The following is a 26,406-nucleotide window of genomic DNA, read 5'->3' as shown; positions in this document are numbered from 1 at the left end:
CCCTCCGATTTTTTTGTATGATACTGTGCTAAAACACTACTTAGTAACGGTTTTGTATTCTATCTTAGAGGTCTTGTATTTCTTATCATCCAAACTATTCTCAAACTCTGTAGGAAAGTTTTTATCATTATAAGTATACTTATAGGCTTCTGTATGCGTGTAAACACTCATATTATCTACCTCTTTACTACTTGTAGTCAGTACATTATTGAAACTGCCCAATGAGGCACCTAACACAAATTGAGAATACCCCAACTTACCAAAACCGCTAATATTCTTAAAAATTGAATTTTTATCGTCGTAAGTATAACTTTCTTCCTTAGTCGTTTCATAAACATACGGCGAGGAGCCATAATAATTTGTTGAGGTTTTCTTTCCTACAACCTTCATTACCTGTTTATTAGGCGTAAGTGTGTAGGTATAAGTTCCCACATCCTCTAACCTTAGTTCACCCCCATTTACATTTTTCCTATTGTAGGTTACATTTACACTGCTCCCACTAAGTTCATAAGTATAGATATCTGTAGTAGTAGTACCACCATAACTTGACACTAGAGTTTCTTTAACTAAATTCCCCTTACTATCATATTCAAACAACCTTTCCTCTTCATCACTTTTTACCTTAACAAGAAGATTATCTTGGTAAGAAAAAGCAGTATTCCCCTCTCCATCACGACTAACCATTTCAGTAAGTTTAGTCCCATTATAAGTAAAATCATAAACTGATGTTCTCTGCGTGTTATCGTAATTGTTGTAATAGGTTTCTTCTACCTTAGAAGGCAATAGCAACTCCTCTTTAGGAGTAGTAGGTTCATCAATTTCGGTTACAAGACACCGCAAAAAATGCAGGCAAAACTGTCATAGATAATAAATAAAATACCTTTTTCATAGAAATAAACTTTAAATTATACGAAATTTTGATACTACAAAGATAACTATTTGTCACTTTTTAATATGCCATTATATCCCATAATTTTAAATATTTAGATGAAAACTTTAACCTTAATACATCAATCCACACAATCGAACCTTCTAAAAACTACTGTTTGTAGTTCTTTGTATTTACACTTTAAAACCAACCATTTAATAAACTTATAGACACTTTGTAGACGTTTATTTTCTCTTCATTTTCGCTTTAACACATAATTTTGCTCTATCGGAAATCAACTAAAATGAAACAATACCAAGATGTAAAACTATCGGGACTCTACGCTGTACTAATGTTTTGGGCAGGTGTCTTGTTTATATTTCCTATGCTTGGACTTTTGTTTTATGCTGTCTTTTCAAGAGAACCTATAACTATGAACGAAATTGGTTTTGGGGTACTTTTTACTATTATCACACTTATTTTCTTATGGGTTTGGGTGATTATGTCCAAGGCAGAAATCAAGAATAATAAACTGCATTTAACCAAGTTCTTCCGTCCAACTAAAGTGTATGATTTGTCCGAGGTTGTAGGGCTTAAGACTTTTGGGATTGGAAAAACAGATACCATTAAATTTGGAAAAAATGGTGTGCAAGCAGGGAAAGAAAGTTATAATTGGCTAACCGTCGAAAAACATGGTGTGAAAGAGCACTTTGTTATCATTGCTCAAAATATCCATATAGACAAAGAGCCAGTGGACACACAGCAAATGTTAAAAGATATTTTCGCAGAGAGTAAAAAGTTAAAAAATCAAGTATAAACTTTAAAAGAAAAATAACTATGAAACAATACCAAGATGTAAAACTATCAGGAAAATACACTGATTTAAGTTTTTGGGCAGGGCTTATCTTTATGCCACCTATCTTTGCCCTATTCTTTTATATTCTAATGGGAGGAGAACATGGTACACTCAAAACCATTATTTTCGGTTTAATTTTCGGGGGCATAGCTATACTTTTCCTATGGATATGGGCTATAATCTGCAAGGCAACCATCAAGAATAACCAGCTACATCTAAAAAAATATTTCCGTCCAACTAAAGTTTATGAACTTTCAGAAATAGTAGATGTAAAAACCATGAATTTCACTAATGCTAAACATATCCAAGTATCAGGAGAAGGCATAAAATTGAGAAAGGACACCTATAATCTAGTAACCATGGAAAAGAACGGTATCAAAGAAAAATTTATGATTGTAGGATACAACTTCTTTCTAGGTAGCGAACCTGTAGATAGTGAACAAATCCTTAAAGAGATTCTTACAGAAAATAAAAAAGCAAAAGGTCAGATATAAAAACTTTTAAACATTAACAAATATAAGCATTTATGAAAAATCTATTTTTAGGACTGTGTTTTGCAGTTATGGGGTTATTTTCTAACCAAGTACAAGCGGCTAAAGTTATTCCGATAGGAACAACAGAAAAACTAGAAATGGTAGCAGACCTACCCAATACGGAAGATTACCAAGACCGTCCTGGGGAATATGTAGATTTAGGGATAAAGTATAGGTATTTCCATATAGCGTGGATGCCTGTTTGGATAACAGAAGAGCCAACATTGGTAGGACTTAGCTCTATTAACAAAGAAATTTATTACGAATTAACCGACCAACAGATTAAAGACATCATCAAAGAAAACAAATTAGCTAGTGCAGAAGAGTTAGCAAAGTTAAGTTTTCTTGATAGACATTGGGGGAAACTAGTTATACTAGGAATTATTGTCTTGTATTTAGGATACAGTATGTTCTTTGGTTCTAATGAAGAAGAAGAGGAAGAGAAGAAAGAAGAAAATTAACTGAATGAAGCAATTATTTTTAGGATTGTGTTTGCTGATAACAGGTTATACACAAACATACGCTGCTAGAAAATCTGGCAATGTAGAAAGAATAAAAGTAGTAGCAGAACTTCCAAAAACTAATGATTATGCTATCGACGGAACAGATGATTACATCAATCTCGGCATACTGTATGGAGAGTTTGTAATAAAAGGCTCATCTTTTTGGATTACCAAAGAACCTGTTTTGGTTGGCGTAAGCTCCAAGTATAATGATGTTTACTACAACCTTTCTCCTCAGGACATCAACTGGATAATCAAAGAAAACCAATTACCGCCTGCTGAAGAGTTGAAAAAACTGAGTTTTTACGATAGATATTCAGGGCTTGTAATATTCATTTTGGTCATCATAGGGACTGTCATTTATGCTATCATCTATTATTCAAGAAACCCTAAAAATAAACAAGAGTAAAAAACAACAACAAATAAAAATATTCAAAAAATGGGCGAGAATTTAAACAATTATTTCATAGGCGTGATTAAAAATCATTACGCTGATTTTAAAGGGAGAAGTAGCAGAAAAGCTTATTGGACTTTTGTAGGAATCAATTTTTTATTTTCCTTTGCATCAAGTTTTGTAGAGATTTTAGGTATTTTATATTCATTGGCTTTACTACTACCTAGTTTAGCTATCGCTGTAAGAAGAATGCACGATGTAGGTAAAAGCGGTTGGTTTCTATTAATTCCTTTTTATAATATCTATTTACTCATTATAAAAGGGGAGGAAAGAGAAAACCAATATGGACCAGTTCCTATTGACTAATCAACAAAAAAGACTGCTAAAATTAGCAGTCTTTTTTTATAGGTTACATTTTATAAAGCACTCTAAAACCCTGCCCTCACTTGCACACTTCCTATGTGTATGGTTCTGTCTCCAGAGTTTCGTCCCTCATAGTTGAGGTTAAGTTTTATAAATGAATTTATAGACTGTTGCAAAAACACTGTCCATACCTGATTTTTACCCACTTTAAGTCCTTCCAGCATTTGGTTGCCCACCAAACTAAAACTATTGCCTTTAAAATCATTATTGATGAACGAAAAACTTCCCCTAACCGAAGTCTTAGAACGTTCCCATTGTAAACTTCCTGTAAGGTCAAAGGTTTTTAAATGCTCTTCTCCGTCCAGCCTTTGTTTTTGTTTTAGTGCAGAAGATAGCTCTGCTTGTATAGCCTCTGTAAGTTTATAGGTTAATTTTGGGCGTGTTTCTAGATGAATTAAATGATAATCTCTAGATTTAAACATCTCCGAAGCATTAGTTAAACTCTGATACTGATTTTCCCAATCCGCTCTAAGATTTTTATTGAACCAATAGCCAATATTCACAAAGTGAGAAGACTGCTTTTTAGACTCTAAACTGAAATTAGCATTTATTAAGTTATCGTTTAATATCAATCGGTAAGTGCCATTCCACCCCGAAACCTCATTAGGTAAAAATTGTGCCATTGCCAAGAAGTTTTGATTTTTTAGAATTTGATTTTGTTGTTTTTCAAACGGATTCCAAACCAAAACACGGTCTTTTTTATAAAAAGAATTTTGAGATAAAAGCGAAAGATTAAAGTTCCACCTTTTCACAAAACGATTTTGAGAGTTAAATATCTGTGCTGGACTGATGAATAACGACAGCTGAAGTTTGTTTTTATTAGAAGGTAAATATTTTATTGTATTGGTATAAACCCTTATATATCGAGCTAAATCAGCATATTCCGCTACTTCAAACTCGTCTAACTGTTGCACCCCATCGCCGTTGTAGTCTGTCCATTTGTAAATCCCCTGTCCATCGGTTACTTTTAGATACTGAAACTCCCTTTGTGCCTCTTGCCCATTGCCCAATTCATAAAAGGCTTGAAGCCTAGCTCCATTATTAAACAACTGCTGATGATATAAAATATTCCCCACTACAAAATCCTGATTTTGATTCTGAACCAACGATTCCGAAGTATGATAAAACTTACGATAATGAGCCAATGCCGTAAGAGTTGTTTTTTCATTTTTAATAATTTGGCTCTCCACCATTGCCCCCAAAATATGATTTACCTTTTCTAAACCTGCATTTCTCACAGAGTCATTCTCTCGTAGATAAAGTTTCGTTAGGAATAAAGTTCTGTTTTCATTACCTATTTTTTTCTGTATAAATAGCTCTCGCCACGCAAAACTCGTGGCATCTGTTTTTTGGATATTATTGAAGTTTTTAAGGTTATGTTCCATTTGCCCTCCCAATGTCCAACTTCCTTTTTCGCCTAAGTATGAAGTAGAAGCAAGACCTCTTACAAAACGAGTATCCTGAAAATCCGAATTGGTATTAAGGTAAGATACATTACCTTCTGTAAGCCATTTATTTTGTATCCATTTAAAATTCAAATCGTTTTTAATCCCTTGATAAGTACCAGCTTCGTTGAGGAAATTAAGCGTATAGTTGAGTGCAGAGCCTTGCTTCCATTCATTTAAAAAACCAAATGTAAGTCTGTTTTGTGTTCTGTGATTAAACTCTTGAGAAAGATTAAAATCTCTAGCGAACTCCACATTATTGAGACGGTCCAAGATATGAAACTGCTTATTGATATGCTGAAACTCAAAACTTGGCGTACCCTTCCATTGACCTTTAGTAAAGGTTTTTGCCCCTACTATTCGTGCAGCGTAGCCTTTATTTTCATCATTATTTTTGGAAGAAAATAAATTAACATCGTAATGACTTAACGAAACATCAGCTCCCACATAGCCTTGATTCAACAAATAAGAAACATTAGCCGAAAGCACCTGTATTTTTTGGGGTGCTGGTAACTTTCGCAACGCAGAATAGTCGCCTCTACCCTGTCCCACATACTCAAAAACCCGACCGTTATTCGTAGTTTGTTTCAGTGTATAATCGCCCACATTTTGCCCTGTGTAAGAAAAGGAAACTTGATAAAGTTTTTCATTAGCATCGGTAGAAAACTCATAGTAATCTCCATTAGCATCGCTTACTTTTCGGTAAAGAATTTTATTAACATCGTAAGCCGTTTCAACCCCAGATGGAGATACCATCAAAACAGAATTACTCCCTGCCTGTGCCAATATCTTTTGGTCTTCTTCACTTAAATTAAGTGATAGAGGTGCATTTTTGTTATCACTTTCAAGAAACCAATTAAGCCCAAGTTTCAATTTCTCTCGCTGATGTTCCACTCCTCCAGTAACTAGAAAACGCGTGTAGTTTCGGTTGGTATAGTTGTATGAAATGGTAATGAAATTTTGACTGTAAATAGGTCTAAAACTCGTAAAGGTAACCTCTCCCGTATTGTAGTTAATGATATAATCTAAGTTCTCTCCTCTCTTCATTAAAACGCCATCAATAAACACCTGTTCGGAGCCAGATATAATAGTGATGAAGGTTTCTCCATTCTTGCCTGACAGCCTATAAGGACCTTGATTGCCTTCCACTCCTTGAAACCTAATTCTATGAAATTCGCTACGAGCCACCCCAGCCGATAAATGTATAGAAGTTGGATTTTTCTTTCCCATTTTGGTTTGAAACTCTAGCCCTAGACTACGCCTTTGATACCTTCCGAAGTAAGTCGTTTCATCATTCAAATCCAAATGTCCCGCTCGAAGGATTGATTTTTTTTTGATATTAAGTTGGACAAAAATTTTATCAAACTCGTCTAATGTTTGTGTATAACCATCTGCCTGTATCGGAAGATTATGGTCCGAGATACTGGCTAAAATAGATACCTCTTGGCTTAGTTTACCCGAAATCTGTAAATCCATTGAGCTTTGCACCGATGAGCCTTGGGCATTACCAAAAGAAATCCCTCTGATAATAGCCCCTTGAGTATTAAGGTCACCTAAATCTAGTTGAGATTTACTGGCAGACGGAAGCTCTAGCTTCTCTACAATACTTCTCTGTTGTAACTTTATAAAATCCAAAGTATCTCTTGTAAAAACCTCCTTGTTGATATTAGCTATGATAAGGCTATCTTTCTTTGTAGAGTCTTTAAGATGAGGGTTATGCCAAGAAAATACTTGCCCATATACCATATATGAGTTAAACCAAACCATGAGCAAAGCGACTATATACTTCAAGATATAACCAAACAAGAAGTTGCAAATTTACATAACGAAATATTAACAAAACTTAATATAAATCATATTGGCTTTTTCTTCTTTTCCGAAATAAAGTTTTTAAATTTGGGGCAAATAATAATTTCAACAAAAAAATAATATTATGAGAAAGTTTTATTCTTTAATGGCTACGGTAGCTTTAGTAGCAACAGTTTCGGCACAAAATTTAGTACAAAATCCTTCATTTGAAAATGATTTTTCAGATTGGAAGGCTGGTTTTAATACTAGCTATACTGCTCCTGAAGTAATTACTGGTGGTGCTCAAGATGGAGATAAATATGTAAACTACAAACCTACTGCTACAACTGGTTTCTATCAAACTATCCCTGTAACAGAGGGAAAAACTTACATCGCTTCTTTCTACTACAAGGCCGCTAGATCAAGAGATGCAAGAATTTGGAGTAATTTTAAAGATACTAATGGTAATGTTATTTATCTAAACAACACTAACACTAGTGACCCACTAAGAAATAACAATGGCTATCTTAGTATTGCAACTGAATGGACTAAATATGAAGTAGAGTTTGTAGCTCCTGCAACTGTAGTATCTATGGATTTTGCAGTAAGAGCATATAACGGTGCAGATGCAAGCTTTGACAACTTCTCTTTAGTAGAAAAGTCAACTATGTCTGTATCTGATGTTAATGCTAAAAAAATCGACTTAGTTAAAAACACTGTAGTAGATACACAATTACTATTTGGAACAGATGCTGACATTAAAATTTATAATGTTAATGGGCAATTAGTAAAATCTGCTAAAGTAAATAATGGTGAGGCTCTTAACCTGTCTTCTCTACCTAAAGGAGTTTACATTGTTTCTGGAGAAGTAAACGGTGAGAAAGTTTCTCAAAAAATTATCAAGAAATAAATCAAATTTATTTTTAATTTATCATTAAAGTCTCGGATAATCCGAGACTTTTTTGTTACATAGTTTTTATACTTCCCAAAAAACATTAAATTTGGGATTTAAAAGATTATAATGCAAAACTATCTAGACTTACTTCAACATATACTAGACCACGGGACAGATAAAACCGACAGAACAGGCACAGGTACAAGGAGTGTCTTTGGTTATCAACTTAGGTACGATCTTTCTAAGGGCTTCCCTCTAGTTACGACAAAAAAGGTACACCTTAAATCTATTATTTACGAGCTCCTTTGGTTTCTAAAAGGAGATACCAATATTAAATATCTTAACGAGAATGGCGTAAGCATTTGGGACGAATGGGCAGACGAGAATGGCGACTTAGGTCCTGTCTATGGTGCTCAATGGCGAAGCTGGAAGGGTGCAGATGGTAAGGTTATAGACCAAATCTCGGAGGTTATACACCAAATTAAAACTAATCCTGATAGTAGAAGACTCATCGTATCTGCGTGGAATGCTGCCGAAATCCCTAATATGGCACTAGCACCTTGCCACGCTTTGTTTCAGTTTTATGTTGCCGATGGTAAGTTATCTCTACAACTTTATCAAAGGAGTGCTGATGTTTTTCTAGGTGTTCCTTTCAATATCGCTAGCTATGCATTGCTAACGATGATGGTAGCTCAAGTGTGTGGCTTAGAAGTAGGTGAGTATATTCACTCGTTTGGAGATGTGCATATCTATAATAATCATTTTGAGCAAGTACAAAAACAACTCTCCAGAGAGCCTAGACCGCTTCCTACTATGAAACTAAACCCTAGCGTAAAAGACCTTTTTGATTTTAAGTTTGAGGATTTCACACTAGAAAATTATCACCCACATTCGGGTATTAAAGCACCTGTTGCTGTATAACCAACAATCAATTAGTTAAATTTTTTAAATCTAAATTAAGTATATATGAAAAAAATTATCATCACCGCTTTGGCTTTAGGCTGTATTATTTCTACCCAATACAGTTTCGCCCAAACTGAAACTTCTGGGAGAGAAACCGTCTATCGTGCCACTCACACTAAAACTACCGAACTTAAACACACCAAACTAAAAGTAAGTTTTGACTTTGAAAAAGAGCAACTTCACGGAGAAGAATGGCTTACTGCTTCGCCTTATTTCTATCCATCGGACTCTTTAGTTCTTAATGCTAAAGCAATGCTTATACACGAAGTGGCTTTAGATAAAAATGGAAGCAAAGCTCCTCTAAAATACAGCTACAAAGACGATATTCTACACATTTCTTTAGATAAAACTTATCAGAAAAATCAAGATTATACAGTTTATATTAAATATACCTCCAGACCTAACGAGGTAAAACAAAAAGGAAGTAAAGCTATAAATGATGCTAAGGGACTTTACTTCATCAATGCTCAAGGCAAAGACCCTGACAAACCTACTCAAGTGTGGACTCAAGGAGAAACCGAGTCTAATTCGGCTTGGTTCCCTACCATTGATAAACCTAACCAAAAAACCACTCAGGAAATTTATATGACCGTTCCTGATAAATTTGTTACTCTTTCTAACGGGCTTCTAAAATCTTCCACCAAAGAGGCTAATAATCTAAGAACCGACCATTGGGTAATGGATAAAAAACACGCTCCGTACCTCTTCTTTATGGGGGTTGGAGAATATGCCGTAATTAAAGATAAATGGAGAAATATTCCTGTAGACTACTATGTAGAGAAAGAATATGCAGATTACGCCAAACAAATCTTTGGAAATACCCCTGAAATGATGGAGTTTTTCTCCAAAAAGCTAGGCTACGATTATCCTTGGGCAAAATACGCTCAGCTAGTCGGGAGAGATTTTGTAAGCGGTGCAATGGAGAACACAACTGCCGTTATCCACGCCGAACACGCCCACCAAAAACCAGGAGATTTGATAGACGACAACCGTTGGGAAAGCACTATCGCACACGAACTATTCCACCATTGGTTTGGAGACTTGGTAACCACAGAAAGCTGGAGCAATCTTACTGTAAATGAAAGTTTTGCCAACTATTCCGAATATCTTTGGGAAGAATACAAGTACGGAAAAGATGCCGCAGATTATCACCTCAATAATAATAGTAGCAGATATATACACAACCCTTCTGACTTCAACAAAGACCTTGTAAGATTCGATTATGAGAATAGAGAAGACATGTTTGATTTGGTATCCTACAACAAAGGAGGAGCTATCCTACATATGTTAAGAAATTATTTAGGAGACGATGCCTTCTTTGCAGGTGTAACAGACTACCTCAAAACTCACGAGTATGGTACTGGAGAAGCTCACCAGCTAAGACTTTCGTTTGAAAAAGTTTCTGGCAAAGACCTAAATTGGTTCTTCAACCAATGGTACTTTAATAGTGGAAATCCAAAATTAAATATACAATACAGCTACGAGCCTGTAAAAAAAGAAGTAACGGTATCTGTTTTACAAAGTCAAGAAAAGCCGTTTCAATTCCCACTTACTATAGATTTACACGAAGGAAACTCTGTAAAACGCCAAGATGTATGGGTAAATGCCAAAGCTAAAAATGATTTTACTTTTAGTGTGAGCAAAAATCCTGATTTAATAAATGTAGATCCTGCTGGAGTTCTTTTAGCTGAAATAAACAACAGCAAAACTCCCGAACAGCTCTACTTACAATATACTAAGTCTAAAGAATATAAAAGCAGATATTTAGCACTAAAAGATGCTTCTGAAGCTACAACTTACCCTGAATCAGTAAAAACAATAGTAGCTGCACTAAAAGATGATTTCTTCAGATTGAGAATTCAAGCACTTAATGCTTTAGATTTATCTAACCCTGCACACGCAAAGGTAGCATTAGCTGAAGTTGAAAAAATCGCTAACAACGATCCTAAAACTTTAGTAAGAGCAGCCGCAATATTAGCTTTATCTAAAACAAAAAACAAAAAATATCTACCTCTATATGAGAAGAATATTGATGCGGTATCTAACGCCATTAAAGGAAGTGCATTGGCTGCCATTGCACAGACCGAGCCTGAACGCGTTAAAAGTTTAGCAGACAAAATAGACCTTTCTGGTGCTTCAGAAGAATTAATTACCACATTACTACCTACCATCGTTAAAAATAAGATAGAATCTCAGATGCCACATATCGGTGGATTAGTCGCTTTTTATCCTTTCTTAAAATTTCAAAATCCTGAGTTAGGTAATGTAGCAGAAGAAGGTTTCAACTGGATTATGACTTCTGATAATTTAAAAACTACGGAATCTATCACCAAAATTTTAGGTCAAGCTAAATCCGAAATTCCAAACAATACTCAAGTTAAAATGATGATTATACAAATGCTCCAAGATGGAGTTGCAAAAAAAATGGAATTACTAAAAGCTCAACCCAATAATGAAAGTCTTCATAAACAGATAGACAAAATAAATAAAATCATTGAGCTTTATAAAAACTAAAACAACAAAAAAGAGAGATGAGAAAATACATCTCTCGGGAAAAGTATTTGCGAAGGGCGGGCTAAATTGGATTGAAAGTTCAATTTCGACCAACCATAGAAGATGCTTTTTCAATGAAACTAAGTTAATCAAAATAGTTGAATTGAAAAGCATATGCGGATAAATATTCCTGCTTTTCAATTCAACAACTTCACCCCGCCTTTTGCAAATACTATGTTATCCGCTGTCTCTATTTTTTACCAGAGCCCCCTTTTTTTGCTGCTAAAACAGATAAGACAAAGGTTCCAACAGATACAACAACACCTCCGATTTTTGAAACTGTTTCAATTATTTCTCTTCTTGTTTCCCTGCGTCCTAATTTCTTCTTTAATTCTGTGTTCATATATATCAAGGCATCTTTTTCGGTAATTCCATCCTCATTCGCTATTTTTAGCAATTCCTGTCTTTCATTTTCACTTAAATTATAATCAGAAATATATTTCTTTGGTCGATTTTTTAAATCTATCAGTTAATTCCATAATTTTTATATTATAAATAAGCGTATGTTCCATCTTCTTTTACAAATGCAAGTGCCACATTATTTGCACTTGTAGGATCGCCTAAAGAAATTAAGGCATTGTAGGTTGCTTTAATCAGAGCGTAAGTTCCTTGCGTTCCCTGGTATTTTGTACCATAGTCTGTTGTATGACCGTTTCTGTTAAGATGTTCTGCAAGCTCAGGACCTGACATAACTGTTTTTGTATTAGCTAGGTGGTTAGCTAAATCACGAATAAATTTTTTTTTAGGACTCATAATTTTTAAATATTTTTTGTAATTTAATTATTTTGAAGCTAAAGACGAAAAGAAAAAATTTTATTTAAAGTAATTTAAAGCTCGGAAAACGAAATCTTTCTCAAAATCAGTTTTTTTACAAAATTATTGATAGATAGCAGATAACTTTTTTATTTTAAACTATTTTTTGGATTATTCAAAAATATAATTAAGTGTTACACTTAGTACTTGTTCTGATTTTTTCTTCTCTGTGTTCAAGTCTCCTGTGTATGATTCCACCATATGACGATAGGTATTAGATAATCCCAAATCATACTTTAGTGCTACTTCTAATTGTCTTTTATAACTAAATCCTAGTCCCACTCCTAAACCAAAATTAAAACTACTTGCCTTTCCATTAAGGTTTGGGTATCTTGAGTCATTCCCCTCTATTGTATAAACTTGTCTTGATGGATTTTCTACAGTTTGATTGATTAAGAAATTAAATCTGGGACCAAACATTCCAAAAAATTCAGACTCTGCCTCTGAAAAGTAACCTTTTACATAAATAGGTACACTAATATAATCGTTATAATATTTAGTATTCTTATCACCTTCTCTTTTATTATAACCTGTTTCCCCAGCTTGGTAGTACTGTATTTCTGGCTGCAAATATAATTGGTCATCATTATCTGCTGGAATTAAAGCTAAAGCTCCCACTTGAAAACCTAACCTTTTACCTGATGGATTATGTGCATTTTTAACTCCAGAATAGTTAACACCACCGCTCACCCCAAAACGAGTATTTTCAAACTGAATATTGATTTGTGCAGAAGACAACCCAAAGATTAAACCTAACCCTGCTAAAATTACTTTTTTCATATCTATTTCTATTTAAGAATAAAACTCCAATGATACACAATTCATCATCAGAGTTTTACCCATTATAATAATTAAATTTTAATATTTATTTTTTCAAAAAATACTATCCTAAAACCTTTGCAATAGTAACTCCTATATCTGCTGGAGAATCTACCACATTAATTCCGTTTTCTCTCATGATAGCCATTTTTGCCTGAGCGGTATCTTCAGCACCACCTACAATAGCACCAGCGTGTCCCATAGTTCTTCCTTTAGGTGCTGTTTGCCCTGCAATAAAACCAACTACTGGCTTCTTAGAACCACTAGCTTTATACCATTTAGCAGCTTCCGCTTCAAGGTTACCACCAATTTCACCAATCATTACTACAGCTTCAGTTTCTGGGTCGTTAATAAACATTTCCAAAGCCTCTTTAGTAGTAGTTCCAATGATAGGATCTCCACCAATACCTATTGCCGTAGAAATACCGTAACCAGCTCTTACCACTTGGTCTGCAGCTTCATAAGTAAGTGTTCCTGATTTAGACACAATACCTACTTTACCTTTCTTGAATACAAATCCTGGCATAATACCAATCTTAGCTTCATCAGAAGTGATGATACCTGGACAGTTAGGTCCAATTAGACGGCAATCTTTATCTGCAATATAATTTTTCACTTTAGTCATATCAGCTACTGGGATTCCTTCTGTGATACAAACAATCACTTTAATCCCTGCATCTGCAGCTTCCATAATAGCATCTGCGGCAAATGCTGGTGGTACAAAAATGATACTTACATTAGCACCTGCTTTTTCCACAGCGTCTGCTACGGTATTAAATACAGGCTTACCTAAATGCTCTGTACCTCCTTTTCCTGGAGTTACACCCCCTACTACGTTTGTTCCGTAGTCTATCATTTGACCTGCATGGAAAGTTCCTTCGTTTCCTGTAAACCCTTGTACTATTACTCTAGAATCTTTGTTAACTAATACTGACATATTATATTTATTTATTTTTCTTTTTGATTATAATTACCCTTTTCTAAAAGGATTTTTATTTTTCGGTAAATTTAAGAATTTTTAAATTGATGAAAAAATTATTTTATTTCAAATTTTTCAACCTAACTTCCTTCCTTAAATAATCGCGGAATTCTTCTGCTATAGAGCCAAAGTAAGTACCTTTCTTTAAATCTCTATTTACACCGCATTTAGCTAGTAGCACTGTGCCTTTTTCTACCCTAACTCCAGAAGCCATACCTACTTGCCCCCAAATAGTAACCTCATCTTCAATCACACAACACCCTGCAATACCTGTTTGAGAAGCGATAAGACACTTTTTACCAATAATGGTATCATGCCCTATCTGTATTTGATTATCCAATACAGAGCCTTCGCCTATCACCGTAGAAGCAGTAACTCCTCTATCTATAGTACACCCATTGCCTATTTCTACATTATTTTCTATCACTACATTACCTACCGAAATCAATCTATCAAAATTACCATCTATTTTTCTATAATAGAATGCATCTCCTCCTAAAACGGTATTAGACTGAATGATAACATTGTCTCCTATTTCGGTTCTATCACCAATAACCACATTAGGGAAAATGTGGCAATTCTTACCGATTTTAACTTGATTTCCTAACACTACAGAAGGGTGAATAAAAGTCCCCTCCCCTATCTGAGCATCATTTAAATCTTTTTTAAAATTATAAACCTGTGTAAAGTGAGTATTTATTTTATTAAAATCTCTGAAAGGGTCATCAGAAATAAGTAAAGCCTTCCCCTCTGGACAAGCCACTTCTTTATCTATTAAAATAATAGTAGCAGCCGAGTTTAATGCTTTGTCGTAGTATTTTGGGTGATTTACAAATACAATATCACCTGAACGTACCATATGAATCTCGTTAGTTCCCAAAACAGGAAAACTCTCATCTCCAACAAATTGAGCTCTTATAATATCGGCAATTGCTTTAAGCGTTTGAGGCTCTGAAAATGTCATAATTGAATAGAATTAAAAAATGAAATTCGGAGAGAACAATTCCCTCCGAATTTATTAGACTAATTATTTAACTCTCTCTAAGTAAGAGCCGTCTTCTGTATTTACTTTTATTTTATCCCCTGGTTCTATAAATAAAGGCACCATTACTCTAGCTCCTGTTTCCACGATAGCGTTTTTAAGAGCATTAGTTGCAGTGTTACCCTTTACACCTGGGTCAGCCTCTACCACCTCTAGATAAACTGTAGGTGGAATTTCTGCTGAAAGAGGCGTTTCATCTTCCTCCTTCATAATGATAGTAACTTCTTCTCCTGCCTTCATAAACTGAGCATTCTCAATCATTTCTTTACCAATATAGATTTGAGAAAAGTCATCATTATTCATAAAGTGGAACCCATTATCATCATCATAAAGGTACTGAAATTTACGAGTAATTACCTTTACTTCGTCTATCTTATGCCCTGCTGAGAAAGTGTTATCAATCACTTTACCATTAGTTACAGACTTAAGTTTAGTTCTCACGAAAGCAGGTCCTTTACCTGGTTTTACATGTAAAAACTCGATTACCTTGTAAATGTCGTTGCTGTAATTGATGCAAAGACCTTTTTTAATATCAGCTGTTGTTGCCATCTATATAATATGTTATTTATTATTTATTTAATCTTTAGCTGTACCGTAACCTTTTACAATACCTCTAGGTGAGTTTTGTATAAATTGTAGGATTTCATCTCGTTCTGCCGTAGGAAGCATTTCTTTCTCTATATAAGAAACAGCTTGAGAAACATTCATTTTCATTTGGAAGATGATACGATAGATTTTTTGTATCTCAAATATTTTTTCATTAGAAAAACCTCTTCTTCTCAACCCTACAGAATTGATACCAGCATAGCTCATCGGCTCTCTAGCCACTTTAACATACGGTGGAATATCCTTTCTTACTAATGTCCCTCCAGATATCATTACATGTTTACCTATTTTACCAAACTGATGAACTGCAGAAAGCCCGCCCATAACGGTAAAATCTCCTATCTCTACATGTCCTGCAATGCCACATCCATTCACAATAATTACATGGTCGCCTAAAACACAATCGTGAGCAATGTGTGAGGTTGCCATTATCAGACAGTTACTACCTATCTTGGTATATCCTAGTGCTTTAGTACCTCTATTGATGGTAACCGATTCTCTGATTGTAGTATTATCACCTATAATCACTTGAGTATCTTCACCTTCAAATTTTAAATCTTGTGGTATTGCTGAAATTACTGTCCCTGGGAAAATTCTGCAATTTTTACCAATCCTAGCCCCATTCATAATCGTTACATTAGGACCTATCCAAGTACCTTCCCCAATTTCCACATCTGCAGCTATGGTGGTAAATGGCTCTACTACCACATTTTTATCTATTTTAGCCCGTCTATCTACGGCTGCTAACTGATGAATCATCTTTAATTTAGATTTTAGTTTTTGCTACTTGAGCCATAAGCTCTGCCTCCACCACTACGCTATCTCCTACATAACCATACCCTTGCATATGCACAATACCTCTTCTAATAGGTTCTATAAGGTCTATTTTGAAGATAAGTGTATCTCCAGGAACTACCTTTTTCTTAAACTTAACCTTGTCTATTTTAACAAAGTAAGTAGAATAGTTTTCTGGGTCAGGCACATTAGCTAATACCAAAATACCTCCTGTCTGTGCCATTGCTTCAATCTGTAAAACCCCTGGCATTACAGGTTCTTTTGGGAAGTGTCCTGTAAAGAATGGCTCATTCATTGATACATTTTTAAGACCTACCACATGAGTATCAGATAGTTCTAAAATTTTATCTACCAATAAAAATGGTGGACGATGCGGAAGCAATCCCATAATCCCATTGATATCATAAACAGGCTCTTTAGTTAAATCAAAATCAGGCACATTTTTTTTCTTTTGTAATTTCCATTGGCGGTTCAGTTTTTTAGCAAACTGAGTATTAACGAAATGCCCCGGTTTATTAGCGATAACTTTACCTTTTATTTTAACTCCTACCAATGCCAAATCTCCAATGACATCTAGTAACTTGTGTCTAGCCGCTTCATTAGGATAGTTTAAAGTTAAATTATCCAAAACTCCATTAGGACGGATAGATATTTCTTCTCTGCCAAATGCCTTTTTGAGTTTTTCTGTGGTTTCTGGTGTAAGTTCTTTATCTACATAAACAATGGCATTGCTAATATCTCCACCCTTGATAAGTCCGTGGTCTAAAAGCATTTCCAATTCGTGTAAGAAACTAAAAGTTCTGGCACTAGCAAATTCCTCTTTAAACTCAGAAATATGCTTCATAGTTGCATTTTGAGTACCTAATACCTTAGTACCAAAATCCACCATAGTTGTAATTTCATAAGTATCGGAAGGGATAATCGTAATATCAGACCCTGAATTTGGGTCAGTATAACTCATTACTTCCTTTATCACTAGGTATTCTCTCGCTTTCTCTTGCTCTACGATGCCTGCTTTCTCTATTGCTTCTACAAAAAACTTAGAAGACCCATCTAAAATTGGAGGTTCTGCACTATCTAACTCTAGTATTGCATTATCCAAATCCATACCTACTAGAGCCGCTAAAAGATGCTCACAAGTATGTATTTTGACCCCTAACTTTTCTAATGTAGTTCCCCTTTCGGTGGTGGTAACATAGTTTACATCTGCTTCCACTTGAGGGTTTCCTTCCAAATCTATTCTTACAAATACAAAACCTGTGTTTTCTTTAGCTGGTTTTATCGTAAGATTAACTTGTTTACCTGTATGAAGACCTATCCCTGAAAGAGAAACTTCTTCTTTTAAAGTTTTTTGCTTATCACTCATTAGTATTATCTTTTGAGTTTTTTTCTAGTTGATTTAACTTTTGAACAATCTTATTAAAGTTTCGGAAGTGAACATAATTTCTTCTAAAATCACTTGCCGAAATTGCTGGAGAACCATATAGAATTTCTCCATCAGACACACTATTATTTACGCCACTTTGGGCTTGTATTTTAACTTGATTACCGATGTTAATATGCCCTACAATACCTACTTGTCCGCCCACTTGGTTCCAATCGCCTATAGTAGTGGACCCCGCAATACCTGCTTGAGCCGCAATTACATTATGTTTGCCTATCTTAACATTATGAGCAATCTGGATTAGATTATCTATCTTGGTTCCTTCCCCTATAATGGTAGAGCCTATCGTTGCTCTATCTATACTACAATTAGAACCAATCTCTACATTATTCTCTATAATTACATTTCCTAATTGCGGAATTTTTTTGAAACCTTCTGCTGTTGGTTGGAAACCAAAACCATCTCCTCCTATTACTGTATTAGAGTGTACGATGCAATTATCTCCTATCACACAACCGTCATAAATCCTAGCACCACTATCTATTTTACAGTTCTTACCAATCTTGACCCTCTTACCTATATATACTTGAGGCGCAATCTGAGAGCCTTCTCCCACCTTAGTTTTCTCTGAAATATAGGTAAATGCTCCTACAAAAACATTCTCTCCTAAAACAGCCGTCTGATGAATAAATGCTCCTTCTTCTACACCTGATTTTCTATCTTGAACCATCTCGTTGTAAAGGTTCATTAGCACTTGAAAAGATAGATAAGCATCTTCTACGGCTATAATGGTAGCCTTATAATCTTTTTTATCTAAAAGCTTTTTGGATACTATAATAACCGAACATTTAGTGTCCTCTATGAAATGAGAAAATTTTTCCTGAGCGACAAAAGACAAATGCCCTTCTTCACCGCTTTCTATAGGAGAAACCCCTGTAATTAAAGTATTTTCGTTACCTATGATTTCCCCTTCAATAAAACCTGCAATCTGAGAAGCTGTAAATTCCATAATGTGCAAAGATAGTAATTTATAATATTTCTCTTGCAATTTATACTACAAAACATCATCAAACCTAGTCATCATAGCCATATTTACCTAGGAAATGCTAAAATATATTTCTGTGTAGGACGCTTAAGACTCGTGGATAAAACTGATAGTTCTGATTCATCTAAAGGTACTTTACCGCCATTTTTCTCTAACAAATAGATAGGCTGTTTTTCGCTATCATAGGGTAACAAATATCGGGAAATTTCATCAACAAAATCTACTCCGAAATCTATATTCATTCGCTTATTAACAGTCTCTACTTTATCATCTATAAAATCTTGAGAAAACCCTTCTGAAGACCAAATAGTTTGAGGAAACTGTCGCGTTATAATTGCCTTACAATAATAAGAAAGAACCAAATCTCCCTCATTTTGCCAAAGCTTTATTGCCTGTAATACATCAGTATCATCTAGATTTATAAATCTGCTCAAGTCTTCCTCCGACATAGAACTAAAATCTTTCTTATAAAGGAAATATTTTAGGTTTTCTGAGGCCTCCAAATTAACTCCTTGAGAAATTAAAAATTTGGCTCTTTTCAATATTTTAACCAACATAAATTCTGCCAAAGACGCTGTTTTATGGTAATACACCTGCCAATACATCAGCATCCTTGCTGTGAGATAGTTTTCTACGGAATAAATTCCTTTAGCATCTATTACCAACTCATCATCTGCCACATTCATCATTGAAATCAGGCGTTGAGCATTGATATTACCTTCTGAAACCCCTGTAAAAAAGCTATCCCTTTTCAAGTAATCTAACCTATCTACATCTAATTGAGACGAAACCAACTGATTAAAAAACTTACGATGATAATTCCCCTGAAACATCTCTATCGCTACCGATAAAGCTCCTAAAAATTCATCATTCAATCGGCTCATAATCAGCAATGACAGTTTTTCATGATGCCAATCCTCCATAAGAACCGATTCTAACGCGTGGGAGAACGGTCCGTGCCCAACATCGTGTAACAAAATAGCCAACATTGCCGACTGTTCCTCTTCTTTACTTATCTTCACACCTTTAAGCTTAAGCGTTTCCAAGGCTAAAAACATCAAATGCATCGCTCCCAATGCATGATGAAATCTCGTGTGTGTCGCTCCCGGAAAAACAAGATTAAGAAGTCCAGTTTGCGAAATCCTCCTCAAACGCTGAAAATAAGGATGTTCTATAACATCAAATAGTATTTCGTAAGGTATTTTGATAAACCCATGCACTGGGTCGTTTATGATTTTGAGTTTATTGATTTTACTCATTCTCTTTTAAAAATTTCAGCAAATTTAGAGCTAATTTCTTAATTGACAATAAACTAAAACTTAGCAAACCCTAACCTATCTCCATTAAGAATAATAGGGGGTTCTAGATTATTGGTAAATAACCCTCCAGTCCCTAAACCTTGAGGCATTTTACTTTGTTTAGTATAAGTGTATTGGGCAATAGCATTAAGACCGATATTACTCTCTAAAGCAGAAGTTATCCACCAGCCTATACCTAAAGTTTCCGCTAAATTTATCCATTCATCAGTCCCAGAGAAACCGCCTACTAGAGAAGGTTTCAAAATAATGTATTGAGGTTTTATTTTTTCTAATAATTTTTGTTTCTCTTCTACCTGCACCACACCTATCAACTCTTCGTCTAGAGCTATGGGCGTAGGTGTATCCTGACACAGCTTTGCCATTTCTTCTAACTGCCCTGCCTTTATAGGTTGTTCAATGGAATGAATTTCCAAATCAGCAAGTTGGTGTAATACCGTTTTCGCTTCTTCCATTGTAAAAGCACCATTGGCATCTACTCTTATTTCTAATTGATTTTTAGGATAAATCTGTCTTAATTCGGAAATAATTTGCCTCTCGGAAGCCCAATCAACTCCTATTTTTAATTTAATACAATCAAAACCTTGAGAGAGTTTATCTTCTATCTGTTTTTGCATGAACTCTACCGAGCCCATCCATATCAATCCATTGATTTTAATAAAATCTTTACCTTCTATAAAGTCGGTTGGAAAGTAAATATCTTTGTCCTGAGACAAATTTAGCATTGCTTGCTCATAACCTATCCATATAGACGGATAATGACGAAGATGCTCTCTCAAAACATCAGGAGCTAAATGTATATTTTCACACAACCAACTCAGTTTTTCCTCATAATCAGGAACATCATCATAACTCAACCCTCTAAACAAACCACACTCTCCTAACCCTTTATTTACACCATCTGTAATCTCTAGAAAATAGGTCTCTTTAGTAGTCAAAACACCCCGCGAAGTACCACTGGGTGTTTTGAAATTGAGTATATATTTATTATAACTAGCTGTCATTAAGCATCTTTAGCTTGAGACATAAACTCTTCTGCTTTTTTTACCATTTCTTCGCTTCCACAGAAAAATGGCACTCTTTGATGCAGTTCTGTAGGCTCTATCTCCAAAATTCTTTGAAAACCATTAGACGCTCTACCTCCTGCTTGTTCTGCTAAAAATGCCATAGGATTACATTCATATAGAAGTCTTAATTTTCCGTTAGGAGCCTGTGAGTAAGACGGATAAATGTAAATTCCACCTTTAATCATATTTCTATGAAAATCCGAAACCAAAGAGCCTATATAACGAGAAGTATAAGGGCGGTCTCCTTCTTCCATTTGGCAGTATTTTAAATAGTCTTTAACCCCTTGCGGAAATTTAATATAATTACCCTCATTTATGGAGTATATTTTTCCTTTTTTAGGAAACTGCATATTAGGGTGAGAGAGATAATAAGTACCTAAACTTGGGTCTAATGTAAAGCCATTCACTCCGTTTCCTGTGGTGTAAACAATCATTGTAGAAGAACCATACACCACATAACCTGCTGCCACTTGATTAACCCCTTTTTGCAAGAAATCCTCTAGCTGTACAGGAGTACCTGGCTCTGTAACTCTTCTATAAATAGAGAAAATCGTCCCTACCGATACATTAACATCTATGTTAGACGACCCATCTAAAGGGTCTATCAACACCACATATTTACTCAAATGCCCATTCTCACCTGATTTTATTTCTATAAAATCATCACTTTCTTCCGAAGCGATACCACACACCACTTCTCTCTGAGAAAGTGCATTGATGAAAATATCATTAGCCAAGACATCTAATTTCTGCTGGTCTTCTCCTTGTATATTGGTATTCCCTGCCTTACCGATGATATCCGCAATCCCAGCTTTATTCACTTCTCTGTTCACTACTTTAGAGGCCAACCTTATAGCACTTAAAAGCCTAGAAAGCTCCCCCGTAGAATACTGAAAATCATCTTGTTTATCAATTATAAACTCGCCTAATGTTTGTAATGGTTGTTGTGACATCTTTAGATCTATTAGTTAGAGCCACAAATTTCGGAATTTTACTCGAATTTTCACAACTAAGAAAACTTTTTTATCCAAATTAAATTTTTGTATTTCTTTTTTCAACTGATTTTAATACTTTTGAAAATTGTTTTGGTCTGTCGGAAGACCTTAACTCTAAAAATCATTTAGCTTTTAATAACACATTGTATGAAAATATTTAAGTTTGGGGGAGCCTCAGTAAAAGACTCCGAGAGTGTTAAAAATGTAGCATTTGTACTAGAGAGCCAAGGCTTTAAAGAGTGCCTACTCGTAGTTTCTGCTATGGGTAAAACCACTAATGCTTTGGAGAAAGTTGTAGAAGTTTACTTCCAGAAAGGAAATTATAATGAAGAAATTCAGAAAATAAAAACATCACATATAGAAATAGCCTCTGGACTTTTTGATAAAAACCACCCTGTTTTTGATGAAATTTCACTATTTTTTGATGATGTACAAGCTTTTTTAAGAAGAAACAAATCGCCTAACTACAATTTTGTGTATGACCAAGTGGTGAGCTGCGGGGAAATGATTTCTTCTAAAATCCTTAGCGAATACCTCAATTCTAGAAACTTTAGTAATGAATGGATTGACGCTAGAGATTTCATTAAAACTAACGATACTTACCGCGAAGGTGTAGTAGATTGGACAGAAACCGAAGCCAACATCTCTCAACTTAATAAAGAGAAATGCTATGTAACACAAGGGTTCATTGGTTCTGATGCCAACAATTTCACTGTAACGCTAGGGCGTGAAGGCTCCGATTATTCCGCTGCGATTTTCGCTTATTGCCTTAATGCTAACGCAATGACCATTTGGAAAGATGTACCAGGTGTTATGACGGGAGACCCTAGAAAGTTTAAAGATGTTAAATTGCTTTCTAACATTTCCTATGAAGAAGCCATAGAAATGGCATATTATGGAGCATCTGTAATCCACCCAAAAACTTTGCAACCTTTAAAGCAAAAGAACATTCCGTTCTTTGTAAAATCTTTTGTAGAACCACAAAAAGCAGGTACTAAAGTAGGCATTTCAGAAGAAAATCAAAGAGAAGAAAGTTTTATCCTTAAGGAAAATCAAAACTTAATTAAAATATCTACACGAGATTTTTCTTTCATCGCAGAAGACCATATTAGTTTTATTTTCAACCTTTTATCTCAATTAAAAATAAAAGTGTCATTGATGCAAAATTCTGCTATATCATTAGCTCTTTGTTTAGAGGATAAATTTGGAAAACTAGACGAACTTAATGAAGCTCTACAAGCTAATTTTAAAACAGAAGTTTCTAAAAATGTATCCTTATTTACTATAAGAAATGCTGATATGGATAAACTTGACCGACTTTACGAAGGTAAAAATATTTTACTGGAACAGATTTCTAAAAATACCGTTCAAATTGTGATTCTTTAGAATTCAGAAAAAAAACAATAACTAATGAGTCTCATTTCTAAAAAGGATTTAATAAAAGCTGCTGGTTTAGATAAAGTAGGATTTTTAAAATCTCCTATCGCTTCTATAATTATGCGTTTGACGAGGATTAATCAAGTTAATGCTCTCTATGACAAAATAAAACATACTGAGGGCAAAGACTTCTTTAAAGCTTTTGTTAAGGAAAGAAATTTAAAGTACATCGTCTTTGAGGAAGATTTACAAAAAATACCTAAAACAGGACCTTTCATATTAGTTGCTAATCACCCTCTAGGGGCAATAGACGGCATACTAATGTGCAAAATCTTGACCGAAATTCGTCCTGATTTTAAAATTATGGGCAATTTTCTCTTAGAGAAAATTGAACCTATGAAACCTTTTGTAATCCCTGTAAACCCTTTTGAAGGCAGAAAAGAAGTCCGTAGTAGTTTACAAGGAATGAAAGCTACCTTAAAACATCTAGAAGAAGGTGGTTGTGTAGGTATATTCCCTGCGGGAGAGGTATCTAACAAAAATAACTCTTTTGCTCAAATCATGGATAAAGAATGGGAAAAACCAGCTCTTAAGCTTATGAAAAAGGCTAAAGTCCCAATAGTCCCAATGTATTTTCATGCTAAAAATAGTAAGCTTTTTTACGCAATGTCTAAAATACACCCTGATTTGCAAACTCTAATGCTTCCATCTGAAATGATGAACAAAAGAGAAAAGCCTATTAGAGTAAGAATTGGGAAACCTGTTTCTGTAAAAACCATAGAAGACTGTGACTCTGTGGAGGAAATGGAACATCTGTTACAAAAGAAAATTTGCCTTATGAAAACTTATTATGACAAAAGGCAATCGCTGGCAGATTTAATGAAGCTCCCAAATCTCAATTTAAAAATCCCGAACAAGTCGGAAAATATCGTTCAAAATATCATAGACGAAACGCCTCAGGAAGATCTAATTAAGGAGATAGAAACGCTAAAAAGTGAAGGAAAAATGCTCTTTGATAGCGGAAACTATGAAGTCTTTTTCAGTTCTTATCAAGAGATACCTTCCATTATGAGAGAAATAGGTAGACAAAGAGAACTTACCTTCCGTGCAGTAGGAGAAGGCAGCAACCTTCCTTTCGATTTAGATGAATACGATAAGCATTATCATCATCTTTTCTTATGGGATAAAGAAGCACAAAAACTCGCAGGTGCTTACAGGATGGCTCTAGGAAAAGAGGTGATGAAAAAACACGGCATTAAAGGTTTTTATACCAGCTCTCTTTTCGAGTTTGACCAAGAGCTACAACCATTCTTCCGAAAAGTAATAGAAATGGGAAGAGCTTATATCTCTATGGAATATCAGCAGAAACCTTTCCCTCTATTTCTTCTTTGGAAAGGCATCGTACATGTTTGTTTAAGAAACCCTGATCACAAATTTCTAATGGGTGGCGTAAGTATCAGCAACAAATTTTCGGAGTTTTCTAAATCGCTTATGATAGACTTTATGCGCTCTCATTACTATGATTCCGCTGTTGCCCAATACATACACCCAAGAAATGAGTTTAAAATTAAACTAAAAGAAAGAGATAAAAATCTATTTTTTGATGGCATAGACTCAGATTTAGGAAAGCTAGACAAACTCATTGATGATTTGGAGCCAGAAATGAGATTACCTGTATTGATAAAGAAATACATTAAGCAAAATGCTAAGGTTATCTCCTTTAATGTAGACCCAAACTTTAATGATGCTATTGATGGATTGATGTATATTCGCATCAGCGACCTTCCTGAAAGCACCATTAAACCTGTATTGGAAGAAATGAGCGAACAACTAAGCTCCGAAGAGCAAAAAAAACAAAACTGATTATCAAAATATTAACCACAAAACTTATAAAAACTTTAAAATAGACTTGTTTTGTATTGATAATATATATATCTTTGCACCACTAAAAAACAACTGATAAAAGCAGTTATGGTGCCTTAGCTCAGTTGGTAGAGCAAAGGACTGAAAATCCTTGTGTCCCTGGTTCGATTCCTGGAGGCACCACCATAAAAACCACTCCGTTTGAGAGTGGTTTTTGTTTTATTATTTATTATATATTTGCATTATGAAAAATATAGCCATTATACTTTTTTTAGGTTTAACAACTCTAACATCAGCACAGTCTACCCAAGAAGAGACAAACACAACAAAGCCTAAATCTTTATATATTAAAGGAAATGTTCTCACTCTACCGCTATCCATCATCAATGGAGGACTAGAGTATCAATTAGCCCCAAAGTACACCATACAAGGAGATATCCTTATTTCACCTTGGAAATCTGCATTTGGCAATCATATGCAAATTTACATGGGACATTTGGAGGGTAGATATTATTTTAAGGAAGCATTTAATGGCTGGTATGTTGGAGCAAATGTTGGAGGCGGAGTTTTTGATATGACCAAATGGAATTACCTTGACACAAAAAAATACCAAAGAGGATTTAATTATATGATAGGTGCTGTAGTTGGATATCAGTATCAATGGAAAGACAAATGGAATATAGACTTTTTCTTAGGTGGAGGAACTTCACAAGGTTTTTATCACGGCTACGAACCAACAGAGGAACCACCACATTTCTTTAAAAGATACGAAAGCCATCCAGACTATTGGAATAAAAGTGGAGAGTGGATTCCTTATAGAGGTGGTATTATGATTTCATACAAATTAAGATAAAAATATGGATTTTAAAAACCCTAAATTTTACCTCATCGTTATTATTACATTTATTGTTGTATTTTTAATGAACTACATAGGCAACTCTGATGCTCCAGACCAACTAGAAAGAGCTTTAATGAACGGAGTAGCTGGAGCAATAGGCATTACCATAGGTCTTTGGATTTGGAACAAAAATAAAAACGACGACACTCACCACAATTTTGATTAGAATTTGATATAAAAAATAGG

Annotated in this window: 26 protein-coding genes and 1 tRNA gene; 13 read left to right on the top strand and 14 right to left on the bottom strand. The window is 34.8% G+C overall.

The genetic code is table 11. The features are described from left to right. Window positions 1-36 precede the first annotated feature (36 nt). Window positions 37-840: a hypothetical protein gene (locus tag GXW81_RS06230; RefSeq protein ID WP_161531630.1), complete on the bottom strand. Its 804-nt coding sequence runs from the start codon at window positions 838-840 to the stop codon at window positions 37-39. 332 nt (window positions 841-1,172) lie between these two features. On the opposite strand from GXW81_RS06230, the gene GXW81_RS06225 reads away from it, so the two are divergent. The 5 genes from GXW81_RS06225 to GXW81_RS06205 are packed head-to-tail and all read left to right on the top strand — an operon-like array spanning window position 1,173 to window position 3,520. Further along, window positions 1,173-1,685, top strand: coding sequence for a hypothetical protein (locus tag GXW81_RS06225; RefSeq protein WP_161531629.1), 513 nt, complete (start codon window positions 1,173-1,175; stop codon window positions 1,683-1,685). Window positions 1,686-1,705: 20 nt separating this feature from the next. Continuing rightward, window positions 1,706-2,218 (top strand): hypothetical protein, encoded by a 513-nt coding sequence (locus GXW81_RS06220; RefSeq protein WP_161531628.1) that lies wholly within the window; start codon window positions 1,706-1,708, stop codon window positions 2,216-2,218. Between the two features lie 32 nt (window positions 2,219-2,250). Continuing rightward, window positions 2,251-2,718: a hypothetical protein gene (locus GXW81_RS06215; protein ID WP_154137152.1), complete on the top strand. Its 468-nt coding sequence runs from the start codon at window positions 2,251-2,253 to the stop codon at window positions 2,716-2,718. Window positions 2,719-2,722: 4 nt separating this feature from the next. Then, window positions 2,723-3,169: a hypothetical protein gene (locus GXW81_RS06210; RefSeq protein ID WP_161531627.1), complete on the top strand. Its 447-nt coding sequence runs from the start codon at window positions 2,723-2,725 to the stop codon at window positions 3,167-3,169. Between the two features lie 30 nt (window positions 3,170-3,199). After that, the gene (locus tag GXW81_RS06205) at window positions 3,200-3,520 is read left to right on the top strand and encodes a DUF805 domain-containing protein (RefSeq protein ID WP_154137154.1); all 321 of its coding nucleotides are present in this window, start codon (window positions 3,200-3,202) and stop codon (window positions 3,518-3,520) included. A gap of 62 nt (window positions 3,521-3,582) precedes the next feature. Here GXW81_RS06205 and GXW81_RS06200 read toward each other — a convergent pair whose 3' ends face one another. Then, on the bottom strand, window positions 3,583-6,768 hold the full coding sequence (locus GXW81_RS06200; RefSeq protein WP_161531728.1) for a hypothetical protein: 3,186 nt from the start codon (window positions 6,766-6,768) through the stop codon (window positions 3,583-3,585). 187 nt (window positions 6,769-6,955) lie between these two features. Between GXW81_RS06200 and GXW81_RS06195 the strand changes: the two genes are divergently transcribed. From GXW81_RS06195 to GXW81_RS06185, 3 genes are all read left to right on the top strand, one after another. Next, the gene (locus GXW81_RS06195; protein WP_161531626.1) at window positions 6,956-7,720 is read left to right on the top strand and encodes a T9SS type A sorting domain-containing protein; all 765 of its coding nucleotides are present in this window, start codon (window positions 6,956-6,958) and stop codon (window positions 7,718-7,720) included. Between the two features lie 111 nt (window positions 7,721-7,831). Continuing rightward, window positions 7,832-8,626 (top strand): thymidylate synthase, encoded by a 795-nt coding sequence (locus GXW81_RS06190; RefSeq protein WP_161531625.1) that lies wholly within the window; start codon window positions 7,832-7,834, stop codon window positions 8,624-8,626. A gap of 45 nt (window positions 8,627-8,671) precedes the next feature. After that, a complete protein-coding gene (locus GXW81_RS06185; RefSeq protein WP_161531624.1) occupies window positions 8,672-11,182 on the top strand; it encodes a M1 family metallopeptidase in 2,511 nt (836 codons plus the stop codon). Between the two features lie 229 nt (window positions 11,183-11,411). On the opposite strand, the gene GXW81_RS06180 is transcribed toward GXW81_RS06185, so the two are convergent. The 12 genes from GXW81_RS06180 to fbp all read right to left on the bottom strand — a co-directional run bounded on the left by GXW81_RS06180 (window position 11,412) and on the right by fbp (window position 22,040). Continuing rightward, window positions 11,412-11,618: a hypothetical protein gene (locus GXW81_RS06180; protein WP_161531623.1), complete on the bottom strand. Its 207-nt coding sequence runs from the start codon at window positions 11,616-11,618 to the stop codon at window positions 11,412-11,414. A gap of 92 nt (window positions 11,619-11,710) precedes the next feature. Continuing rightward, window positions 11,711-11,911, bottom strand: a complete 201-nt coding sequence (locus GXW81_RS06175; RefSeq protein WP_221410758.1) for a hypothetical protein — start codon at window positions 11,909-11,911, stop codon at window positions 11,711-11,713. Window positions 11,912-12,145: 234 nt separating this feature from the next. Continuing rightward, a complete protein-coding gene (locus GXW81_RS06170; protein ID WP_161531621.1) occupies window positions 12,146-12,814 on the bottom strand; it encodes a porin family protein in 669 nt (222 codons plus the stop codon). A gap of 103 nt (window positions 12,815-12,917) precedes the next feature. Continuing rightward, complete coding sequence (gene sucD / locus GXW81_RS06165; protein ID WP_004918657.1) at window positions 12,918-13,790, bottom strand: succinate--CoA ligase subunit alpha; 873 nt, start codon at window positions 13,788-13,790, stop codon at window positions 12,918-12,920. 103 nt (window positions 13,791-13,893) lie between these two features. Continuing rightward, on the bottom strand, window positions 13,894-14,796 hold the full coding sequence (locus GXW81_RS06160; protein ID WP_161531620.1) for an LpxD N-terminal domain-containing protein: 903 nt from the start codon (window positions 14,794-14,796) through the stop codon (window positions 13,894-13,896). Between the two features lie 63 nt (window positions 14,797-14,859). Continuing rightward, a complete protein-coding gene (gene efp, locus GXW81_RS06155; RefSeq protein WP_004918666.1) occupies window positions 14,860-15,423 on the bottom strand; it encodes an elongation factor P in 564 nt (187 codons plus the stop codon). Between the two features lie 27 nt (window positions 15,424-15,450). Continuing rightward, complete coding sequence (gene lpxA / locus GXW81_RS06150; protein WP_161531619.1) at window positions 15,451-16,239, bottom strand: acyl-ACP--UDP-N-acetylglucosamine O-acyltransferase; 789 nt, start codon at window positions 16,237-16,239, stop codon at window positions 15,451-15,453. 7 nt (window positions 16,240-16,246) lie between these two features. Next, window positions 16,247-17,641: a bifunctional UDP-3-O-[3-hydroxymyristoyl] N-acetylglucosamine deacetylase/3-hydroxyacyl-ACP dehydratase gene (locus GXW81_RS06145; protein WP_161531618.1), complete on the bottom strand. Its 1,395-nt coding sequence runs from the start codon at window positions 17,639-17,641 to the stop codon at window positions 16,247-16,249. Next, window positions 17,634-18,668: a UDP-3-O-(3-hydroxymyristoyl)glucosamine N-acyltransferase gene (gene lpxD / locus GXW81_RS06140; protein WP_161531617.1), complete on the bottom strand. Its 1,035-nt coding sequence runs from the start codon at window positions 18,666-18,668 to the stop codon at window positions 17,634-17,636. The genes GXW81_RS06145 and lpxD overlap by 8 nt, the downstream gene beginning before the upstream one ends. 83 nt (window positions 18,669-18,751) lie before the next feature. Beyond that, the gene (locus tag GXW81_RS06135) at window positions 18,752-19,963 is read right to left on the bottom strand and encodes an HD domain-containing protein (RefSeq protein ID WP_161531616.1); all 1,212 of its coding nucleotides are present in this window, start codon (window positions 19,961-19,963) and stop codon (window positions 18,752-18,754) included. A 53-nt stretch (window positions 19,964-20,016) separates the two neighbouring features. After that, window positions 20,017-21,024, bottom strand: coding sequence for an o-succinylbenzoate synthase (locus GXW81_RS06130; protein ID WP_161531615.1), 1,008 nt, complete (start codon window positions 21,022-21,024; stop codon window positions 20,017-20,019). Next, window positions 21,024-22,040 carry a class 1 fructose-bisphosphatase gene (gene fbp / locus GXW81_RS06125; protein ID WP_064969495.1) on the bottom strand — a complete coding sequence of 339 codons (1,017 nt, stop codon included), beginning with the start codon at window positions 22,038-22,040 and terminating at the stop codon, window positions 21,024-21,026. Before fbp ends, GXW81_RS06130 begins: the two co-directional genes overlap by 1 nt. Window positions 22,041-22,229: 189 nt before the next feature. Here fbp and GXW81_RS06120 point away from each other — a divergent pair, with 189 nt between their 5' ends. The 5 genes from GXW81_RS06120 (at window position 22,230) to GXW81_RS06100 (ending at window position 26,386) form a co-directional block, all read left to right on the top strand. Beyond that, a complete protein-coding gene (locus tag GXW81_RS06120; protein WP_107046066.1) occupies window positions 22,230-23,468 on the top strand; it encodes an aspartate kinase in 1,239 nt (412 codons plus the stop codon). 24 nt (window positions 23,469-23,492) lie between these two features. Then, window positions 23,493-25,322, top strand: a complete 1,830-nt coding sequence (locus tag GXW81_RS06115) for a lysophospholipid acyltransferase family protein (protein WP_161531614.1) — start codon at window positions 23,493-23,495, stop codon at window positions 25,320-25,322. Window positions 25,323-25,432: 110 nt separating this feature from the next. Further along, window positions 25,433-25,508: transfer RNA gene (locus GXW81_RS06110), tRNA-Phe, on the top strand. 58 nt (window positions 25,509-25,566) lie between these two features. Further along, entirely contained in the window at window positions 25,567-26,175 is a 609-nt protein-coding gene (locus GXW81_RS06105; protein ID WP_161531613.1) for a DUF3575 domain-containing protein, read from the top strand. Window positions 26,176-26,179: 4 nt separating this feature from the next. Further along, entirely contained in the window at window positions 26,180-26,386 is a 207-nt protein-coding gene (locus tag GXW81_RS06100; protein ID WP_161531612.1) for a hypothetical protein, read from the top strand. Window positions 26,387-26,406 lie beyond the last annotated feature (20 nt).

Origin of the sequence: Riemerella anatipestifer, from assembly GCF_009932355.1 — a bacterium.
GTDB lineage: Bacteria > Bacteroidota > Bacteroidia > Flavobacteriales > Weeksellaceae > Riemerella > Riemerella anatipestifer_E.
The sequence above is the reverse complement of the archived record's forward strand: the minus strand, read 5'-3'. Positions and strand labels throughout refer to the sequence as shown.

What these genes read in the sequence shown, in the direction of transcription:
- lpxD (WP_161531617.1), bottom strand. Translation starts at nt 18,668, where the DNA reads ATGGAATTTACAGCTTCTCAGATTGCAGGTTTTATTGAAGGGGAAATC.
- GXW81_RS06120 (WP_107046066.1), top strand. Translation starts at nt 22,230, where the DNA reads ATGAAAATATTTAAGTTTGGGGGAGCCTCAGTAAAAGACTCCGAGAGT.
- GXW81_RS06160 (WP_161531620.1), bottom strand. Translation starts at nt 14,796, where the DNA reads ATGACATTTTCAGAGCCTCAAACGCTTAAAGCAATTGCCGATATTATA.
- GXW81_RS06100 (WP_161531612.1), top strand. Translation starts at nt 26,180, where the DNA reads ATGGATTTTAAAAACCCTAAATTTTACCTCATCGTTATTATTACATTT.
- GXW81_RS06130 (WP_161531615.1), bottom strand. Translation starts at nt 21,024, where the DNA reads ATGACAGCTAGTTATAATAAATATATACTCAATTTCAAAACACCCAGT.
- GXW81_RS06205 (WP_154137154.1), top strand. Translation starts at nt 3,200, where the DNA reads ATGGGCGAGAATTTAAACAATTATTTCATAGGCGTGATTAAAAATCAT.
- GXW81_RS06170 (WP_161531621.1), bottom strand. Translation starts at nt 12,814, where the DNA reads ATGAAAAAAGTAATTTTAGCAGGGTTAGGTTTAATCTTTGGGTTGTCT.
- GXW81_RS06105 (WP_161531613.1), top strand. Translation starts at nt 25,567, where the DNA reads ATGAAAAATATAGCCATTATACTTTTTTTAGGTTTAACAACTCTAACA.
- lpxA (WP_161531619.1), bottom strand. Translation starts at nt 16,239, where the DNA reads ATGATTCATCAGTTAGCAGCCGTAGATAGACGGGCTAAAATAGATAAA.
- efp (WP_004918666.1), bottom strand. Translation starts at nt 15,423, where the DNA reads ATGGCAACAACAGCTGATATTAAAAAAGGTCTTTGCATCAATTACAGC.
- GXW81_RS06175 (WP_221410758.1), bottom strand. Translation starts at nt 11,911, where the DNA reads ATGTCAGGTCCTGAGCTTGCAGAACATCTTAACAGAAACGGTCATACA.
- GXW81_RS06220 (WP_161531628.1), top strand. Translation starts at nt 1,706, where the DNA reads ATGAAACAATACCAAGATGTAAAACTATCAGGAAAATACACTGATTTA.
- fbp (WP_064969495.1), bottom strand. Translation starts at nt 22,040, where the DNA reads ATGTCACAACAACCATTACAAACATTAGGCGAGTTTATAATTGATAAA.
- GXW81_RS06185 (WP_161531624.1), top strand. Translation starts at nt 8,672, where the DNA reads ATGAAAAAAATTATCATCACCGCTTTGGCTTTAGGCTGTATTATTTCT.
- GXW81_RS06145 (WP_161531618.1), bottom strand. Translation starts at nt 17,641, where the DNA reads ATGAGTGATAAGCAAAAAACTTTAAAAGAAGAAGTTTCTCTTTCAGGG.
- GXW81_RS06115 (WP_161531614.1), top strand. Translation starts at nt 23,493, where the DNA reads ATGAGTCTCATTTCTAAAAAGGATTTAATAAAAGCTGCTGGTTTAGAT.
- sucD (WP_004918657.1), bottom strand. Translation starts at nt 13,790, where the DNA reads ATGTCAGTATTAGTTAACAAAGATTCTAGAGTAATAGTACAAGGGTTT.
- GXW81_RS06225 (WP_161531629.1), top strand. Translation starts at nt 1,173, where the DNA reads ATGAAACAATACCAAGATGTAAAACTATCGGGACTCTACGCTGTACTA.
- GXW81_RS06190 (WP_161531625.1), top strand. Translation starts at nt 7,832, where the DNA reads ATGCAAAACTATCTAGACTTACTTCAACATATACTAGACCACGGGACA.
- GXW81_RS06215 (WP_154137152.1), top strand. Translation starts at nt 2,251, where the DNA reads ATGAAAAATCTATTTTTAGGACTGTGTTTTGCAGTTATGGGGTTATTT.
- GXW81_RS06195 (WP_161531626.1), top strand. Translation starts at nt 6,956, where the DNA reads ATGAGAAAGTTTTATTCTTTAATGGCTACGGTAGCTTTAGTAGCAACA.
- GXW81_RS06210 (WP_161531627.1), top strand. Translation starts at nt 2,723, where the DNA reads ATGAAGCAATTATTTTTAGGATTGTGTTTGCTGATAACAGGTTATACA.
- GXW81_RS06200 (WP_161531728.1), bottom strand. Translation starts at nt 6,768, where the DNA reads ATGGTATATGGGCAAGTATTTTCTTGGCATAACCCTCATCTTAAAGAC.
- GXW81_RS06135 (WP_161531616.1), bottom strand. Translation starts at nt 19,963, where the DNA reads ATGAGTAAAATCAATAAACTCAAAATCATAAACGACCCAGTGCATGGG.